This window comes from Limisalsivibrio acetivorans (genome assembly GCF_000421105.1).
In the GTDB taxonomy this organism is placed as follows: Bacteria; Chrysiogenota; Deferribacteres; order Deferribacterales; family Geovibrionaceae; genus Limisalsivibrio; species Limisalsivibrio acetivorans.
This window is the reverse complement of sequence record NZ_ATWF01000001.1, coordinates 1,496,931-1,513,708: the sequence shown is the minus strand read 5'-3', so window position 1 is coordinate 1,513,708 and position 16,778 is coordinate 1,496,931. Positions and strand designations below refer to the sequence as shown.

At 49.6% G+C, this 16,778-nt stretch carries 13 protein-coding genes; 11 read left to right on the top strand and 2 right to left on the bottom strand.

Features of this window, described 5'->3' with window-relative positions; all coding sequences use genetic code 11:
* The first annotated feature begins 21 nt into the window (after nt 1-21).
* Nucleotides 22-294, top strand: coding sequence for a flagellar biosynthesis protein FliQ (gene fliQ / locus K300_RS0107170; RefSeq protein ID WP_022850990.1), 273 nt, complete (start codon nt 22-24; stop codon nt 292-294).
* A 3-nt stretch (nt 295-297) separates the two neighbouring features.
* Nucleotides 298-744: a hypothetical protein gene (locus K300_RS0107165; protein ID WP_022850989.1), complete on the top strand. Its 447-nt coding sequence runs from the start codon at nt 298-300 to the stop codon at nt 742-744.
* Nucleotides 745-1,102: 358 nt separating this feature from the next.
* On the opposite strand, the gene murI is transcribed toward K300_RS0107165, so the two are convergent.
* Nucleotides 1,103-1,888, bottom strand: a complete 786-nt coding sequence (murI, locus tag K300_RS0107160) for a glutamate racemase (RefSeq protein WP_022850988.1) — start codon at nt 1,886-1,888, stop codon at nt 1,103-1,105.
* 313 nt (nt 1,889-2,201) lie between these two features.
* Between murI and K300_RS0107155 the strand changes: the two genes are divergently transcribed.
* Both K300_RS0107155 and pyk read left to right on the top strand, forming a co-directional pair.
* Nucleotides 2,202-2,516, top strand: a complete 315-nt coding sequence (locus tag K300_RS0107155) for a hypothetical protein (RefSeq protein ID WP_022850987.1) — start codon at nt 2,202-2,204, stop codon at nt 2,514-2,516.
* A gap of 87 nt (nt 2,517-2,603) precedes the next feature.
* Nucleotides 2,604-4,019, top strand: coding sequence for a pyruvate kinase (gene pyk / locus K300_RS0107150; RefSeq protein ID WP_022850986.1), 1,416 nt, complete (start codon nt 2,604-2,606; stop codon nt 4,017-4,019).
* Between the two features lie 8 nt (nt 4,020-4,027).
* On the opposite strand, the gene K300_RS0107145 is transcribed toward pyk, so the two are convergent.
* Nucleotides 4,028-5,278 (bottom strand): cyclic di-GMP phosphodiesterase, encoded by a 1,251-nt coding sequence (locus K300_RS0107145; protein ID WP_022850985.1) that lies wholly within the window; start codon nt 5,276-5,278, stop codon nt 4,028-4,030.
* Between the two features lie 139 nt (nt 5,279-5,417).
* Here K300_RS0107145 and K300_RS16140 point away from each other — a divergent pair, with 139 nt between their 5' ends.
* The 7 genes from K300_RS16140 (at nt 5,418) to K300_RS0107110 (ending at nt 16,763) form a co-directional block, all read left to right on the top strand.
* Nucleotides 5,418-7,487 (top strand): sensor histidine kinase, encoded by a 2,070-nt coding sequence (locus K300_RS16140; protein ID WP_022850984.1) that lies wholly within the window; start codon nt 5,418-5,420, stop codon nt 7,485-7,487.
* A 136-nt stretch (nt 7,488-7,623) separates the two neighbouring features.
* On the top strand, nt 7,624-9,015 hold the full coding sequence (locus K300_RS0107135) for a sigma-54-dependent transcriptional regulator (protein WP_022850983.1): 1,392 nt from the start codon (nt 7,624-7,626) through the stop codon (nt 9,013-9,015).
* Entirely contained in the window at nt 9,008-11,080 is a 2,073-nt protein-coding gene (rnr, locus tag K300_RS0107130; protein WP_022850982.1) for a ribonuclease R, read from the top strand. Before K300_RS0107135 ends, rnr begins: the two co-directional genes overlap by 8 nt.
* A gap of 3 nt (nt 11,081-11,083) precedes the next feature.
* Nucleotides 11,084-12,247: a cation:proton antiporter gene (locus K300_RS0107125; protein WP_022850981.1), complete on the top strand. Its 1,164-nt coding sequence runs from the start codon at nt 11,084-11,086 to the stop codon at nt 12,245-12,247.
* Between the two features lie 493 nt (nt 12,248-12,740).
* On the top strand, nt 12,741-15,254 hold the full coding sequence (locus tag K300_RS0107120) for a molybdopterin-dependent oxidoreductase (protein WP_022850980.1): 2,514 nt from the start codon (nt 12,741-12,743) through the stop codon (nt 15,252-15,254).
* Nucleotides 15,254-16,048 carry a 4Fe-4S dicluster domain-containing protein gene (locus K300_RS16135; RefSeq protein WP_022850979.1) on the top strand — a complete coding sequence of 265 codons (795 nt, stop codon included), beginning with the start codon at nt 15,254-15,256 and terminating at the stop codon, nt 16,046-16,048. Before K300_RS0107120 ends, K300_RS16135 begins: the two co-directional genes overlap by 1 nt.
* The gene (locus tag K300_RS0107110) at nt 16,041-16,763 is read left to right on the top strand and encodes a cytochrome b/b6 domain-containing protein (RefSeq protein WP_022850978.1); all 723 of its coding nucleotides are present in this window, start codon (nt 16,041-16,043) and stop codon (nt 16,761-16,763) included. Before K300_RS16135 ends, K300_RS0107110 begins: the two co-directional genes overlap by 8 nt.
* The last annotated feature ends 15 nt before the right edge of the window (nt 16,764-16,778 follow it).

Genomic DNA, 16,778 nt, shown 5'->3' with positions numbered 1-16,778 from the left:
TATTAGTGGAGGAGGCAATCTATGACTTCGGATATGGTTATCACCCTTCTTTCGGAATCGCTTAAGATGGCGATCCTTATTGCATCCCCCATGCTTCTTTCGGGGCTTGCCATTGGGCTTATTGTTAGTATCTTTCAGTCTGTTACCCAGATTCAGGAGATGACTCTTACCTTCATCCCCAAGATCCTATCCGTTGTTGGTGCGGTTATCATATTCTCGCCATGGATGCTTCAGAAGCTTGTGGCTTTTACGGTGAATCTCTTCTCCAATCTCCATGCGTATATAGGCAGGTAAATAATGAAAAAAGCAGCTGTTCTTCTTATTATCATATCATTTGCTCTTTCGGTGCAGGCGAAAACAGTATTCAAGACAGAAGAAAACAAAGGTGGCGGGTTCAAGATGTCCGCCGAATGGAGCGTTACCACAGAAAACAGATATTCCGGCGTGGTTGGTGTTTATCCGCTGGAGGTCGGCACGATTAACTTTCGAGATGGACACACATTTAACGCATATCTCCTGCTCCAGCCCTCCCATAAGTCTGTGAACGAAGAGCTTGTGGAAAAGACGGAAAGAATCAGCGCAGAGGCTGTGGAGCTTTTGGAGGAGTATGAGGCACAGGAGCTGACGGTTCAGAGGATACTGCGCCGTGCGGAGAAGAGGATCAAGAAGAATATAAATATGGGTCTTCGAAGTGGGCAGATCATAAGAGCGTCCCTCCGTTTCAGCCAGGTGCCGGAGGAGTAGTCCAGCTCCTTATACGCTTGCCCGTATGGCTTACATTCCAAAAATTTCAAGTCCCCATACAATCCTGCTCACTGGTCATATACGGAATAGTTAAACAAAATAAAATGCCCCCGCTTGCCGGCTCCACGAAGCCATCCAGAGATGACATTACCGACATCGGGGGCTACTTAAATGTTATTAACAACTTGGCCCTTCCTGTGTGAACTAGCGTTCGTTTGTTACAGTTTATAATATATGAATAGTACATATCTTTTCAAGGGATAATGTTAAAATATTATATGAGCAAAATGGTGGCATTATCTTTTTGTATTAGTAGTATATGGGGAGGCGTTTTTATTCGATATGGATATTTGAACATTCAGTAAATATTCTGGGCAAGCCTTATGAGCTCGGTTTCTGCATCACCGGCGAGCTCATTTCTCAGGAGCTCAAAGGCTGGGGATTCATCGGTTACCAGAAGCCTTCTTACACCCTTCTCTGAACCATTTAGACCGGCCTCGCGCATATGTTCAATGATAACCTCGGAGGAGTCCACTATTCTGAGTTCCGGGTATATATCCTGTATCAGGGGCTTGAGAACAGGGTAGTGGGTGCAGCCGAGGATGAGGGTGTCGATCCCCCTGTCGTTGACCATTTCATCAAGATAACTATTAACAACAAGCTTGGGTATCTCCCCCTCCACAAGCATCTCCTCCACGAGAGGTACGAAGAGGGGGCACGCCTTCTCTATTATGTCCAGCTCCCTGCCGTTCATTTCGTTAAGCGTGTTTCTATATGAGGAGCTGCGCACCGTTGCCCTTGTGCCGATAACTCCAATCCTTCCTGCTGAGCTTAAGGAGAGCGCCCTTGAAGCACCGGGTCGTACAACTCCCAGAACGGGTATGCTGAACCTCTCCCTTAGAACCTCAAGGGCGAAAGAGGAAGCGGTGTTGCATGCAACGATAACGGCGCTGCATCCGCATTCATTGATAAGATGACCGGCGCACTCCATGCTGTAGCGGATGATGGTTTCCCTGGATCTGTTACCGTAGGGGACCCTTGCGGTGTCGCCGAGGTAGTACAGATCCAGCTCAGGAAAGGCTGCGGATACGGAGCGGAAGACCGTAAGGCCGCCGACACCGGAATCGAAAACTCCAACTGACATTTGAGAACTATACTGCAACGCCGATGGTATAAGCAATTTTTTTCTCATCATTTATAAAAAAAATCGCATGCACAATTCAAATGTGATAAGGTTATCTATAGAGAAGAAGTGATGTATAGGGGTGTGTGTTTTGCACGGCCTCTTTTATTCGTTCTATAAAAGAGTTGTGTGTATTTGCGAATCGGTTTGTCATCCGGTTTTTTCCACCCTTAACGTTCATTAAACCATTGTGCGGTTATCATTCGGTATGAGCATGAATTCTGCCCTTTTAGAGCGAAACTGCACCGTTTTTAGTTTATTTTTGGAGAGACAATTGCAGACGATAAAACTGTTTCTGGGGTGTAAGACAGCGCCCGGTGTTTTCAGTTTTGATTACTCAGAGGAGTTCATCAGCGGCCAAAGCCCTGAGGATTTCTTCCGTGGCCTGCATGAGCGGGATCTTAGCTTTGTGGACAACAGAGAGGGGTTCCTTAAAACAGTGAAAAAGGCTGTTGAAGAGGCTATGGAAAGCACATACGGCGCAAGCTCCGTTTATAAAGCGGGGAAATGTGCTGAAACCGGCGTTGTCTGTCATATCTGCGTAAACATCGAAGTTGAGGAAGAGGAGCTGAACAGGGCTGCTCTTTAATACCCTGCCTGACATTTATATCACTATTCTTCTGTGGAAAACATCCCCCCCGCCATGCTAACCTTCTTTAAAAGAAGGAGGCCCGCTTTGAAGCATATACACCGAAAAACTAAAGTAGTATGCACCTACGGTCCGTCCCTTGATGGGGAGGGTAAACTCAGGGAGATCATTGAGGCCGGTCTCGATGTTATACGTCTGAACTTTTCCCATGGGAATCAGGATGCCTACAGAGAGATTATCAAGAAAATAAGAAAAACAGCCGAGGACTGCGGAAGAGAGATTGCGATACTGCAGGACTTGGGCGGTCCCAAAATACGGGTGGGGCACATCCCCGAAGAGGGCCTGCGCCTTGTTCCCGGTGAAACAGCAGTGCTTAGATCTGGTGAGGAGTATGACGGGGAGAGTATCCCCGTGAGTTACCGCTATATAGCAGACGATGTTCGTGAGGGTGATAGGATACTCCTCGCCGATGGAACCATGGAGATGCGTGTTAAAAGCATCGAGTATGAAAGGGTCCACTGCGAGGTTATCCACGGTGGGAGGCTCTTTTCAAAGAAAGGTATTAACCTCCCCACATCAAACCTTCGCATTCCTGCTATCACGGAGAAGGACCGGAGCGATCTCAAGTTCGGCATGGAGCAGGGAATCGATATTGTTGCAGTCTCCTTTGTACAGAACGAGGCGGATGTTATCGAGGCGAGGAAGCTTATAAACGAATCTGGCCGCTCCCCCTATCTCATCGCTAAGATTGAGAAGCCGAAGGCTATCCTTGAGATGGAAGGAATACTTCGCCATGTGGACGGAATCATGGTTGCCCGGGGTGATCTGGGTGTTGAGATGCCCCATGAGGAGGTTCCCCTTGTGCAGAAGGAGATTATCGATTCTGCAATGAAGGCGGGGAAGGTTGTTATCACAGCTACTCAGATGCTCTCCTCTATGGTTAAGAACCCCAGGCCCACTAGAGCGGAAACCAGTGATGCGGCGAATGCCATCATGGACGGTAGCGATGCATTGATGCTCAGCGATGAAACAGCCGTGGGCGAGTATCCTGTGGAGTCTGTGAAAACCCTCTGCGCCATCGCTCTGGTCACGGAGAAGCGTTGCGACCAATACTGTCAGGGGAGGGTCAGGAGCACCTATGACGGGATATCCCTGGCCATAGGTAGTGCGGCGGCGGATATTGCCAAAAACCTGGAGTGTTCGGCCATTGTTACCTATACCAGAACAGGCTTTACAGCCATGGGTGTATCTCGCTACCGTCCATCCCTGCCGGTGATCGCCCTCGCCCCCGATGTGGAGGCAGTACGCAAGATGAGGCTGTTATGGGCGGTTATGCCGGTCATCTCGCCGGAATTCACAAATACAGACAACATGTTCGAGTTCGCATCGAAGTGGTGTGTTGAGAATAATATCGCTTTTGAAGGGTCCAGACTCGTTATAACCGCAGGCTTCCCCCTCGGAAAACCCGGAACCACGAACCTGATAAAGATACTCGAAATATAGGAAAAGAATCAGCCCATGGACTTTCTGTATCTCTCTGTGAAGGAGCTTATAACCTCCTCCGGAGAGATACCGGCGTCCTTGGGGTTTATGCTTGAGATTATCTTCTTGAGCGGTTTTCCTGTCTTTATATTCATCCTTCCCAGATCAAAGACAACGGGGTTGTGTGCTATTGTTCCTGCGGTGTCCTTAACGATGAGGATCTTCGGCTTTGTTAGATCCCCTTTCCCCTGTTCGAGAACAACGCCAGTCTCCTGAGAATCAAGCAGAACAACGGTTCCCGCCGGATAGATCCCCACAGTGTTGATGAAGAACTTAACGAGGGTTTCGTTGAAGTGCCTCCCCGACCAGCTGAATATCATCTTGAGTGCTTCGGAGGGTGTTTTGCCTTCACTGTAGGATTTCTTAGAGGTTACGGCATCGTAGACATCTGCGATTGAGGTAAGCTTTGCAATGGGTGATATATCCCTTTCGGTTAAGCCGTATGGATAGCCGGAGCCGTCGGACTTCTCGTGGTGGTGCAGAACGGCTGTTACGATATCCTTATCAAAGCCGGCATCCTGAAGCATTTTTGCACCAATCTCCACGTGCTTTTTGATGGTTGTATATTCTTCGTCTGTGAGTTTGTCCGGCTTGTTTACTATAGCTTCTGGTATCTTCATCATCCCGATGTTTTGCAGAAGCCCGGCAAGACCTATTTTCTCAAGATCCTTTCCCCCTTTACCGAGCCTTTTGCCGAGGGCTATGGATATGATGCAGACGTTGAGGGAGTGGCTGAAGGTGTAATCATCCTGAACACGAAGCTGGGTCATTGTTGAGAAAACCTTGGGTTTCTCCGAACAGTAGGAGACCATCTCCCGTGTCAGTGTTCTGGCTCCTGCCACATCGAGCTTGCCTCCCATCCGGAGTGTATTCAGTAGTTTTCTGGCGGATTCCTTCGCCCTGCCGAAAACCTCCTTCGCCTCCATTATATCGGAAAGGCCGGGTGCGTCTGTGAAGATGAAATCCGATTTATCAACTGGCTTACCAAGGAGCTGGGAGTATGTTTCACCAAGGATCTCGGCGGTCTCTTCCTCTGTGTCGTGTTCAGCCTCGTTTAGGATGTAAACGTATGATACGCCGGAATTCTTGAGTACATTTATCGGGCGCTGATCGGTGATTTCCTTGTCGAAGAACGGGAAGTAAAGCCCCTGTTTGTCGGTTTTGGTAACTGTCATTCCGGGCTTAAGTTCGTTTATATGTATCTTCTCTTCGGTTTTCATGGGACTCCTTGCTTGTGTGTTCAAAAATAATAATAATCCTTAAACAATTTCTTTACAACAGGAATCGGGTGTAATTAGTATCTGGCGCATATGCTGCCTGAGTGTTACTATAGGTGGAGACACAACAAGGGGCGGCCAATTGAAGATAAAAGAGTTACTACCCAATCATAGATTTCTCTATAAGATCCAGCTTGTTCTTGTGATCGCCCTCATTCTCCTCCTTTTGATAATGATCTTTCATAATGAGCGCACCAGCGACTATATGGACGATCTCCACGGCATTGTGGAGGGATACGGGCGGGAAAACATAAGCGTTACCTATGAGCTCTACGATACGGCTAACAGACTCATAAGCCCTGAGATTGCCAATACAGGCTTGGATCTTCAAAAGAGTTCTCTAAGGCTTGCCAGACATTTTGTAGAGACACAGGAGAGGCACAGAGCCTATGAGGAGTATATGCTGCGTGTTATCCTGCCAAGGTTTCGGAGTGATAAGCTGTCGGAGTACAAAGGTCTTGTGGAGAGCTTTTCTATCTATACCCGGGAGGTTAGGGGATACGCCGAACTGATTGCCGAGGCAGAGAGCTATGCGGAATTCTTCTATGTGTACAGTGAGTTCACTAATGTGTTTGCGGGTGCTGTGGAGGTTTTGGATAAGCTTATCCGATTCAACTCCGAGACGGAGGCAGTTCTTCTTGAAGCGATCAATCGGAATGTACACAAATCACTGAATTTTCACAGAATCCAGAATATAGTCCTGTTTTTGCTGGGATTGCTTATTATGCTTATCTTCAAGGCTGGCTCATATATGAGGAACATAGGGCAGAGGGAGCTTTTGCGTTCCAGAAATGAGCTTGAGCGGATCTTTAATACAACCTACGACGGAATGGCCGTTATCGATAGAGATTGTACTATCAAGGATGTTAACGACACCTTTGTGACACTCTTCGGTGGTGATAAGGATGACTACCGCGGGTCGAAATGCGGTGAGGTTCTTCCCGGCATGCAGTGTGATACGGATAAATGCCCCCTGCGCTTTTTTATCGACAAGGGTGAGGAGATTATCGAGTTCGAGAAGGTTGTGGAGGGTGCCGCTGGCAGGCAAATCCCCCTTCATGTGACATCCTCTCCCATGCGTGATTCTTCCGGTAATATGACAGGCATAGTCGAAAGCCTGCGTGATCTCTCCCGTGTCAAGAAGGCAAGGTTTAATGAGAGGCTTCTCAGCCATTATATGCAGAACAGTCCTCTCTGTACAATCATTTGCCACAGGGATGAGGGAGCGTGGCTGGTTGAGAGCTGGAACCCTGCCTGTGAGCGACTACTGGGCTGGTCCAGCCTGGAGACCTCCCACCGGAATATCCTGGAGGTTCTGGACTGCGCAGAATTCAGAAGTAAGTTCACTGCCATCTGCTCAGGCGGCAGGGCGGAGGGTGTCTTTATATCGGAGTGTGTCACCAAGTTCGGTGACTGGCGTGTTTTCAACTGGTCCGTTTCGGAGATAGCAGAGGAACCGAGTGGCAAGCCCTACCTCGTCTGTGTCGCCCAGGATATCACCGAGCTGAAGCATACCGAGCAGGAGCTGCGTGAGCGTCTGCAGGAGCGGGATGTGCTTCTGAGAGAGATACACCATAGGGTAAAGAACAACCTGCAGGTTGTCTCCGGTATCCTGAGTCTGGAAGCGGAGAAGGACACAAGCACAAAGAATCAGGAGCTCTACACCGAAAGCCAGAACCGTATCCACGCCATGGCGCTGATACACGAGATGCTCTATAAGTCTGAAAACCTTTCGGGAACCTGCTTCGGTAACTATCTTGTGGATCTTGCAAACAGGCTTATATCCTCCTTCAGCGCATCGGACAGGATAACGCCGGAGTTCGAATGCGATACGGTCTATCTGACAATAGATATGTCCGTTCCCTTCGGGCTGATTGCCAATGAACTCATCTCAAACAGCCTAAAGCACGCCTTCCCCGAAGGGAAGCAAGGGGTAATTGGTGTTAAGCTTGAGAAAAAGGAAGATGGTCGCATAAAACTTTCCATCGGTGATAACGGTAAACCTTTACCCGATAACTTTAGGCCAGAGGAGTGCGAAAGCCTTGGTCTACAGCTGGTTACGGGGCTTGTGGATCAGGTTTACGGTGAGCTTAGTGTGAAGAGTAATGAGGGCTGGAAGATATTTACTGTTGAAGCCGAGCTGAAAGACTGATTAAATATTGTACACTTATTATTATTTCAGGATCATAAACGAGTGCGGTTGGTGTAGAATAACAGTATAGATCCCTCCTTTTTCGGGGGAGTACTGTACTGTTACAATTATTTCTTTAACGGTAGGGATTTTTTTGATGAAGAACAGAGTAAACGTGCTTGTTATTGACGATGAAGAGAACATCCTGTGGCTCTTTAAGGAAGGCCTCTCCGACGAGAGAGTGAACATCATCACCGCAGACAACAGCGTTGACGGTCTGGCTGTGCTTGAGGGTGAGAGTATAGACATATGCTTTGTGGACATATTCCTCGGCGATGTGAACGGTATAGAGCTTGTGCGTGAATGGTCGGAGAAGTTTCCCCTCGTTCATTTCCTCATTATGACCGCACAGGATACGGGCTCCAATGTTATTGAGAGCATTAAGTCCGGCGCTACGGATTTCTTCCCCAAGCCCTTTGATCTTGTTGAACTCAAGAATAAGATATACTCCCTCTCCGGCGGGAAAACGGTTAGTGTGGAGCTGGATCCGGAGGTTTACGATTATGAAACCAAGAACCGGAAGATGCTTGAGATCTACAAGCTTATAGGCAAGATATCGGGTGCGAACATAAATGTCCTGATAAACGGTGAATCCGGAACAGGAAAAGAGGTTATCGCAAGGATGATCCATGAGCAGAGCAACCGCAACGACAGGGCCTTTATCCCCATAAACATGGCCGCCATCCCTTCGGAGCTTCTGGAAAGCGAACTTTTCGGCCACATAAAAGGCTCATTCACAGGGGCGATAACCGATAAAAAGGGTAAGTTCGAGGAGGCGCATCACGGAACCATTTTTCTGGATGAGATATCTGAGATGGATTTCGGGCTGCAGTCCAAACTGCTCAGGGTTATACAGGAGAAGGAGATAACACCCATAGGCTCGAGCAGGACAGTTAATCTAGATACGAGGATTATCGCCGCCTCCAACAAGGATCTTGAGGAGCTTGTACGGGGATCAAAGTTCCGTGAGGATCTTTTCTACAGGCTCAATGTGGTGAGCATCGACCTCCCTCCTCTAAGGGAGCGTAAGGAGGATATTCCATACCTTGCGGGGCATTTCCTGCGCAAGCACAGCGGGATAAAGAACCGTGTCCTTGCCCTCTCCAAGGAGAGTATGACCGCACTCACTAAGTACCGCTGGCCCGGAAACATCCGTGAGCTTGAGAATGTTATACAGTATGCTATTGTGAACTCGGAGACCGAGGAGATAACCCCCTCGTGTCTGCCGGAGAAGCTCTTTAAGACCGTTGAGGAATCGGGGGGAGGCTCCCTCTCCTCCGAGCTCAGCAAGCTCGCCTCTAATATACTTGAGAGTGAGGCACTGGCGGAGAGCTACAACGCATTTGAGGAATACATGAAGATTGTCGAGTATCCGCTGATAAAGGCTGTGCTGGACAGAACCTCCGGGAACAAGTCAGTTTCCGCCAAACTATTGGGAATAAACCGGAACACCTTCCGTAAAAAGGTGAAGGACCACGATCTTGAGTGATATCTCAACTAAGATTCTGAGAATTATAGAAAAAAGCAAATCACCCGTCTCCCTTAATATGATAATGAAGCAGGCCCGCCTCGAGAGAAGGCAGGCTAAGCGTCTTCTCAAGGAACTTGAGCGGCGCGGGGAGATATTCCGGCATAAATCGGGTAAATACGCCGCCGCCGGAAACGAGAAGACCATAAACGGGAAGCTGGACGTGCATCCGGACGGCTTCGGCTTCCTTGCCCCCGATGAGGGCGGTGACGACATCTTTATCCCCGCAAGGAAGATGAACGGCGCTGTACACGGAGACAGGGTTGCCATCCGCCCCGAGAAATACAAGGGTAAGAAGGAGGGGCGTGTGATGACTATCCTCAAGCGCTCCATGACCACCGTTGTGGCACGCATAGAACGTGTTCGAGGGTATATCCTTGCCGTTCCTTTCGAGAAAAGGTTCAACTACGATATCATCATATCCCCCAAGCAGACCTTCGGTGCAGAGGAGGATGACGTTGTTGAGGTGGAGATACTCGTATACCCAGATAAAAACAGAAACCCCGAGGGGAAGGTTGTCCGCCGTATCGGAAAGCTCGGCGAGAAGGGTATAGATAACGAGATAGTGATGGCGAAATACGATCTGCCCAGGGAATTCCCAGGACGTGTGGAGAAGGAGGTTGCGGATAATGCAGCCAAGATGGTCCGCAACAAGGGTAAGCGCACCGATCTCACCGAGCTTTACACCGTAACCATCGACGGCGAAACGGCGAGGGATTTTGATGACGCCGTCTCCATAGAGAAAACCGCTCAGGGCTACACCCTCTGGGTTCATATCGCAGATGTGAGCCACTTTGTCAGGCCGGGGAGCCAGCTGGACAAGGAGGCGTTCAGGCGGGGTACAAGCTGTTATTTCCCCGAATTTGCCATACCGATGCTACCCGAAAAGCTCTCCAACGACCTCTGCAGTTTGCGCCCAAGAACGAAGCGTATGACGATGTCCGCAAGGATGGAGTTCGATAAACAGGGTAGACGCAAGTCCTCGAAGTTCTTCCGTTCTGTTATCCAGAGTAACAAGAGGCTCACTTATACCTACGTCAAAGGCGTTCTGGATGGTGAGGAGAAGCCGAGGGACAAGAGGCTCAAAGATCTTATATCCATATCCGCAGAGCTTGCGGGTATAATCATAAAGCGCAGGGCGAGGGAAGGGATGCTCGATTTCGATCTCCCCGAGCCCGAATTCGTATTCAACGAGAATGATGAGATTGAGGATATCCGCCCACTCGAGAGGCATATGGCCCACAGGCTCATCGAGAACTTCATGATAGAGGCCAACGAGGCTGTGAGCGAGTTCCTTGAGCAGAGGAGGGATGTATCCCTGTTCAGGGTTCACGGCAACCCCGACGAGCGTAAACTTGAGCAGTATGTGGAGCTTTGCCGTTCCTTTGGTGTTGATGTTCACCCGATCAAGGATGTGAACCCGGGGAGTGTGCGGGAGTTGTGCGATACTGTAAACGCCTCCAGATACGGTAATATACTGGGGAATATGCTGGTGCGCTCCATGGCAAAGGCGGAGTATGCAACGAACAACATCGGCCACTTCGGCCTCGCCTCCGCCTCCTATACCCATTTCACCAGTCCTATCAGGCGTTATCCCGACCTTGTTATCCACAGGCTTCTAGCCTCCGAGCTCTTTGGAGACCATTGGAACGTGGACAGGCAGAGCCTCGAGGGGGCGGCGGAGCAGTCCTCCAAAACCGAGCAGAACGCAGAACAGGCGGAACGAGAGATACAGAAGTTCAAGGCTCTTGAGTACCTTGAAAAACACAACACCGAGCCCTATGCTGCCTTTATTAGCAGGGTGAGCAATGCGGGTCTGTTTATATTTGTTGAGAAGGTTATGATACAGGGGCTTGTCCGCATGGAGAACCTGAGCGATGACTACTATGTCCTCGACGACTCTTCCGGCTCCCTTTTCGGTAAAAGAACGGGTAAGCGCTACAGGGTAGGGGATAATATTGAGGTGTTCCCCGAGAGGATAAGCTACGATATCCTAGAGGCGGATTTCTACCTCGCCGGGGAGTGATACTTGCATACCAACGAAGCCGTACTCCTGATGCTAATCTCCGCCGGAGCGTTCCTTATGCCCATAATTGGGCGAAGGTTCGACTTTCTCCCATCCTCCGTGGCGGAGATACTCTACGGTATCGTCATCGGAACATTCATAGGTTCCGGTCTTGAGACGGGTATAGTCACTTTTCTATCGGACTTCGGCTTCATACTGCTTATGTATTTAGCGGGTATGGAGATAGATGTCGATGAGATAGCAGAAACCGGCAAACGGAACCTTGGGGTTTATTTCCTGTATTTCATCGCTGTGGCGGTGCTGGCTGTGGCGGCGGCATCGGTCACAGGTAGGGAACCGTCGTATTCCCTCATCTATCTTGCTACAGCAATAGGTCTTCTGTTCCCCATACTCAAAGAGATGAACCTCATGGGAACCCCAACGGGGAGCATGCTCCTTATCATGGGAAGCATCGGCGAGGTGGTTACCCTCAGCGGACTGATGGTTTCAACCGCCCTCTTCGAGTACGGGTTTAGCGTGGACGGCGGGCTCTATCTCGCACAGGTTGCTGGATTCGGGCTCATCGCATTCATAATAATAAAGCTTTTCACCCTCTATATGTGGTGGTTTCCTGCAACGCAGAGGTTCTTTCTCTCCACCGGTACAGTCACCGAAACGGGCGTTCGGGGTGCGCTGGTAAACATGCTCATCTTCACAGCCCTTGCGGCCATATTCCATATCAAGCTGATAATCGGAGCGTTCCTCGGCGGGTTTATCTTTGCCGCTGTATTTCGGCAGAGGCATGAGATTCAGGAGCGGCTCGGAACCTTCGGGTACGGATTCCTCGTTCCCGTATTCTTCATCGATGTGGGTATGAATTTCGATATCGGTGTGCTTAAGGATGTCTCGGTACTGCTGGCCGCCCTTGAGATAACAGCGGTGGTTCTCCTGCTCAGGATTGTCGCAACCCCGCTGCTTTTGCTCTCAAACCTTCGCCCCGCGCACCTGCCCATGATACCATTTGCCACGGCCTTCCCGCTGACACTGCTCGTGGCGGTGGGTAGAATAGGGAGCGAACTCGGCTGGTATACCCCCAAAGACACAGGGGCGATAGTGCTTGCCGCCATAGTCACAGCACTCATATATCCGCCGGTATTTAAGAACCTTGCTGCTAGGATACGTGTCTGATTCCGGGTATGCCGTTAAGCCTAAGTTTATTATTTTAAGTATAGTCAAATTTTGATAGACAGTGGGAAAGGAGCGGATAATAAATATCTTAACAATATTATGTATACATATTAATGAATAAGCCCTTCCGCGCTCCATAAAACAAAGTTATAAAGCAGGGTTAACAAGTATTTTACATAACAATGGTTCAGAATATCCTTTAATCCAATATGTGTACCAGTCAGATAGACTTTCATTCCTTTAAGAAACCCATTGTAATTTAACCTTGGTTTAACCTTTTATGGAAAAATTAACCATAGTCATGCATATTATTAATGCGTGTAATGACAGGTATTGGCTCAGTCTTTTAGCATGCATGAAAGTACTTGGAATCATGAGTATTTTCAGGTGTTCGTATCCTGGCAGATATTCATTGGGTTTTTTCTGTAGCCGCAGGAGAGGTTCTTACACTATGAGCTCACAGGGCTCAAAAAAGGTTTATTGGAGAAAGAGAATGACAAAGCTCAGCAGACGTTCTTTTCTGAAAAGTGCTGTTGCTGTGGGTGCCGGTGCTGGCCTGGGGAGTTTTCAGCCCAGGGCTAGTGCCGCAGAGCTTACACCCGTTGATTACGGCATAATGGAAAAGGTTTCCATGCGTTGTCGTATGTGTGCACAGCACTGTCCTATGGTAGGCCATGTTCAGGAGGGGAGGCTTGTTCGCATCGAATCGAATAAGAACAGCCCACACCCCAGTATCTGCGGAAGGGGTAGAGCCGCCATGGGTGCCCTTTATAACCCCGACAGAATAAAGTCACCGCTCATAAGAGTTGGTGAAAGAGGGGAAGGTAAGTTCCGAAAGGCGACATGGGACGAAGCTATAGCTCTTGTGGCGGACAAGCTTAAATCATACAGGGATGAAGGTCATCCCGAGGCTGTGTCGTATCTCCCCCGTTTCACAAGTTCCGCAGGGCTGGATAAGCTCTTCTTCGGAGCATACGGAACACCCAATACGGTTGGCTACGGCGATACATGTTTTGCAAACTCCCTCGGTGTAAGTTTCGGCGGCATCATGGGGGGAAGTGTGCAGAAGGGTGTGCCCAAGTCGGGCTCAGCCTCATGGACGCCGGACTACGAGAGGGCGAAGTACGGTGTTCTCATAAGCAGAAACCCCGGCGGTGGCCTCGTGGCATTCCCCTGGGCGGCTATGTTCGGCCTTGGTAAGAAGAACGGGCTCAGTGTTACAGTTGTGGATCCCAGAAGGCCCTCCGAAGCAGGTGAGAGCGATCAGGACTGGCTCCCCATACGTCCCGGAACAGACTCCGCATTTTTGTTAGGCGTAATGAACGTTATTATATCGAACAAATATTATGATGAAGATTTTATAAGAAAATACACGAATGCGGACATGCTTGTGGACACTGCCACCGGACTCCCACTGGGGCTCCGTGATGTGGATGGAAAAGCCGATTATATGGTTGCAGATGACAGCGGAAATATCGTTTACCGAGAGGTATCCGGAAGTAGCCAGCTCTTCGGAACCTTTGAGCATGAAGGGCGTGAGGTGAAGACAGGCTTCCAGATGATAGCCGAAACCGCTGAGCAGTATACGCCAGAATGGGCAGAGAAGGTCTGTGATGTTAAAGCCGCTGATATAAGAAGGGTGGCAGAAAACCTTAACAGACACAAGCCGGCTGTGTTCATCGAGAGGGGCTACAGAACCACCAGGTATGCCAATTCTATGAACGATAAGAAGATTATCGTTATGCTCAACGTTATGCTGGGTAACATTGCCGCAGAGGGTGGAATGCTTACCCCACGAAAGATGAAGGTGGGAAGCTACCGTAAGGCACCCAAATCAAAGGTTAAATCCGTTGGTGAGTATTTCAGGCAGTTTTCAGAGTATTACCTCCACGACACATCCCATTACAGGCGTCTTCTGTTCAAGGCAATCCTTGAGGGGAAGCCTTATCCTGTGAAGATGGTGTTTACATGGGGACAGAACCCCGTAGGCGGCTCCGCCGGAGGCTATAAGATTGCAGAGGCTCTTGAAAAGGTGGACAGCGTTGTATGTGTAAGCCCGTTCTATAACGAGACCTGCATGTATGCAGACGTGATCCTCCCCGATGCAACATTCATGGAGAGGGATGAGGAATACAGGACGAAATGGAAGAGTCCTTACCCCACCGTTGCAGGGCATTTCAAGGCCGTTGACCCCCTCTTTGATACAAAGGAAGGCTCCTGGATCATGAATGAGATCGCACGAAATGTTCTGGATGCAGATACATATGAAGAGCTTTTCGGTGAGTTTGACCGCAGGGGAATCGATGCCATATGGGAAGCACAGCTCGCCTCCATCAAGGGGCTTAACGAAAGGGAACAGCAGGATTTCACCATAACCGGGCTCAAGGAGAACGGCATGTGGTGCGGTGAGACCCACAGCAAGGTTAAGGCGAAAACCCCCACCGGACGTATCGAACTCTATTCCACTTTCTTTGCAGAAACCCATGCAGAGCTGGTTCAGAGAGGCACCGAGCTTGCTGACTACGGAAGCCCCCTGCCGCTGTGGACAGAGCCCTACTGGCACGGACGTATGGATGCCATGGAGAGCGACACCTTCATACCAATTACAGGATTCAGCCCCCTCGGTTCCTTCGGTGGCTCCCAGACCAAAAACAACCCTCTCCTCGCTCAGTTTGGCGACAAGATCGACTGGGATGCTGTTTTTATAAACAAGGAGAAGGGGGCGGCCATGGGTCTCAGCGACGGTGATATGGTAGACATATTCAACATTGAACAGCCGGAGATGGTTACAAAGGCCAGGGTGATGCTCAGCAGTACTGTGCACCCTGATGCTCTGTTTACATGGTACGGTACAGGAGCCGGATACCTCAACAGATCGGCGAAGATGCAGAGGTATGCTCCCCAGTACGGGTTTAACCCCAACCATGTTTCGAACTTTAATTTTGCACCCCTCGATGCAGGGCATCTTGCCCAGGACTTCATCGTCAGGGTGAGGAGGTCTTCATAATGACGATCTGCTACGATACTCAAAGCTGTATCAGGTGCTACTCCTGTATGGTGAACTGCTCTGCGGAGAACCGTTTTCGCCTGCAGAGGGATAAGCAGCTCGGTGTGGAAAGGGGAACAAACTCCCGCAGGGAGCACCTTGCCTATATAAAGCCCGATGTGATGGAGATAGGGGGCTACCCCGAATCGAGGAAGATTACCCGGTTCCACCACTGCAACCACTGTGAGAAACCCAGATGCATGGATATATGCCCTTCTAACGCCATCGTTATGAGGGGTGAGGGTACCGTTGTTATCAACGAGAAGACATGCGTCGGCTGCCGCTCATGCATGGATGCCTGCCCATACGACGTACCCGTCTACAGCCATGCAAACAACAGAACATATAAGTGTATAAAGTGCTACGACAGAGTGGAAAACGGGCTCAAACAGGCCTGTGTTGAGGCGTGTCCCACCTCCGCAATGTTCTCCGGAGAACGTGAAGAAGTGATTGCGGAGGCAAGGGAAAGGGCCGCGAGGTATTCAGAGATCACAGGGGAGGAGTATATGGTTTACGGCGCCGATACTGTTAACTCCTTCGTGGGCTCACTCGGCTGGGTAACCATAGCCCCTGCGAAGGATGCGGAGGCCTACGGGCTGGACGAGTCACCCTATAGAGCCGCTGTAAGCATGCGTGACTTTACGAAAAAAGCGGGGGGAATCCTTGCACCGCTCACAGTGGCGGCTGCATTCGGGCATTTTATGTATTGGCTCGGCAAGAGAAAGCAGAGTGTGACGGAGGAGAGCCATGACTAACAATAACGATGAAAGGATCGTAACCGCATTCAGCGAGATGCAGATCTGGTATCATAAGCATATTATCCATCTTATGATATTCTTCATACTCACAGGTCTGCCGCTGTTCTCTGAGAATTTCAGATGGATAGCCTATATCTTCGGCTACCCTGTTAGCTGGTTCACCGATGCCGCCCTCAAGAGCGAGATACTAGCCACAGGTATACAGGCATGTAGGGTAATCCACAGGGTTACTGCGCTTATCTTTGCGCTGGTGACAATCCCCTTCGCAATACATATGCTTAAAGGTATAAAAGGCTGGCATATCTGGCCAAACAGCCTGAACCCCATGGACCTGGGCAAGGGGATAAACGCACTGGCGGACTCCTATCTCCGTTTCAGGAGAACGAAGGATGTGGGTAAATACAACCTCGGACAGAAGGCCGTTGCATGGCTTTTTATAATAGGTATCGCTGCGATGGTGTGGTCTGGAGTTGTCATGATGTTCAGAGGCTCTTTCAGCCCTGAGATGTGGTATATCGCAAGGATGGTTCACGATGTATTCTTCGTACTCATCGGTGTTGCCTTGATCGCACATATGTATTTCGGCATGCATCCCCTTAACCGCTGTGGCAACCGGGCGATCTTTCGAACAGGAGAAACAACGCTTGGGCACATTAAGGAGAAGCACTGGCTCTGGTATGAAAGGCTTAGGAAAGAAGGAAAGGTTGATTAATAAAAAAGGGGAGCT

What these genes read in the sequence shown, in the direction of transcription:
- fliQ (WP_022850990.1), top strand. Translation starts at nt 22, where the DNA reads ATGACTTCGGATATGGTTATCACCCTTCTTTCGGAATCGCTTAAGATG.
- K300_RS0107165 (WP_022850989.1), top strand. Translation starts at nt 298, where the DNA reads ATGAAAAAAGCAGCTGTTCTTCTTATTATCATATCATTTGCTCTTTCG.
- murI (WP_022850988.1), bottom strand. Translation starts at nt 1,888, where the DNA reads ATGTCAGTTGGAGTTTTCGATTCCGGTGTCGGCGGCCTTACGGTCTTC.
- K300_RS0107145 (WP_022850985.1), bottom strand. Translation starts at nt 5,278, where the DNA reads ATGAAAACCGAAGAGAAGATACATATAAACGAACTTAAGCCCGGAATG.
- K300_RS0107135 (WP_022850983.1), top strand. Translation starts at nt 7,624, where the DNA reads ATGAAGAACAGAGTAAACGTGCTTGTTATTGACGATGAAGAGAACATC.
- K300_RS0107120 (WP_022850980.1), top strand. Translation starts at nt 12,741, where the DNA reads ATGACAAAGCTCAGCAGACGTTCTTTTCTGAAAAGTGCTGTTGCTGTG.
- K300_RS16135 (WP_022850979.1), top strand. Translation starts at nt 15,254, where the DNA reads ATGACGATCTGCTACGATACTCAAAGCTGTATCAGGTGCTACTCCTGT.
- K300_RS0107110 (WP_022850978.1), top strand. Translation starts at nt 16,041, where the DNA reads ATGACTAACAATAACGATGAAAGGATCGTAACCGCATTCAGCGAGATG.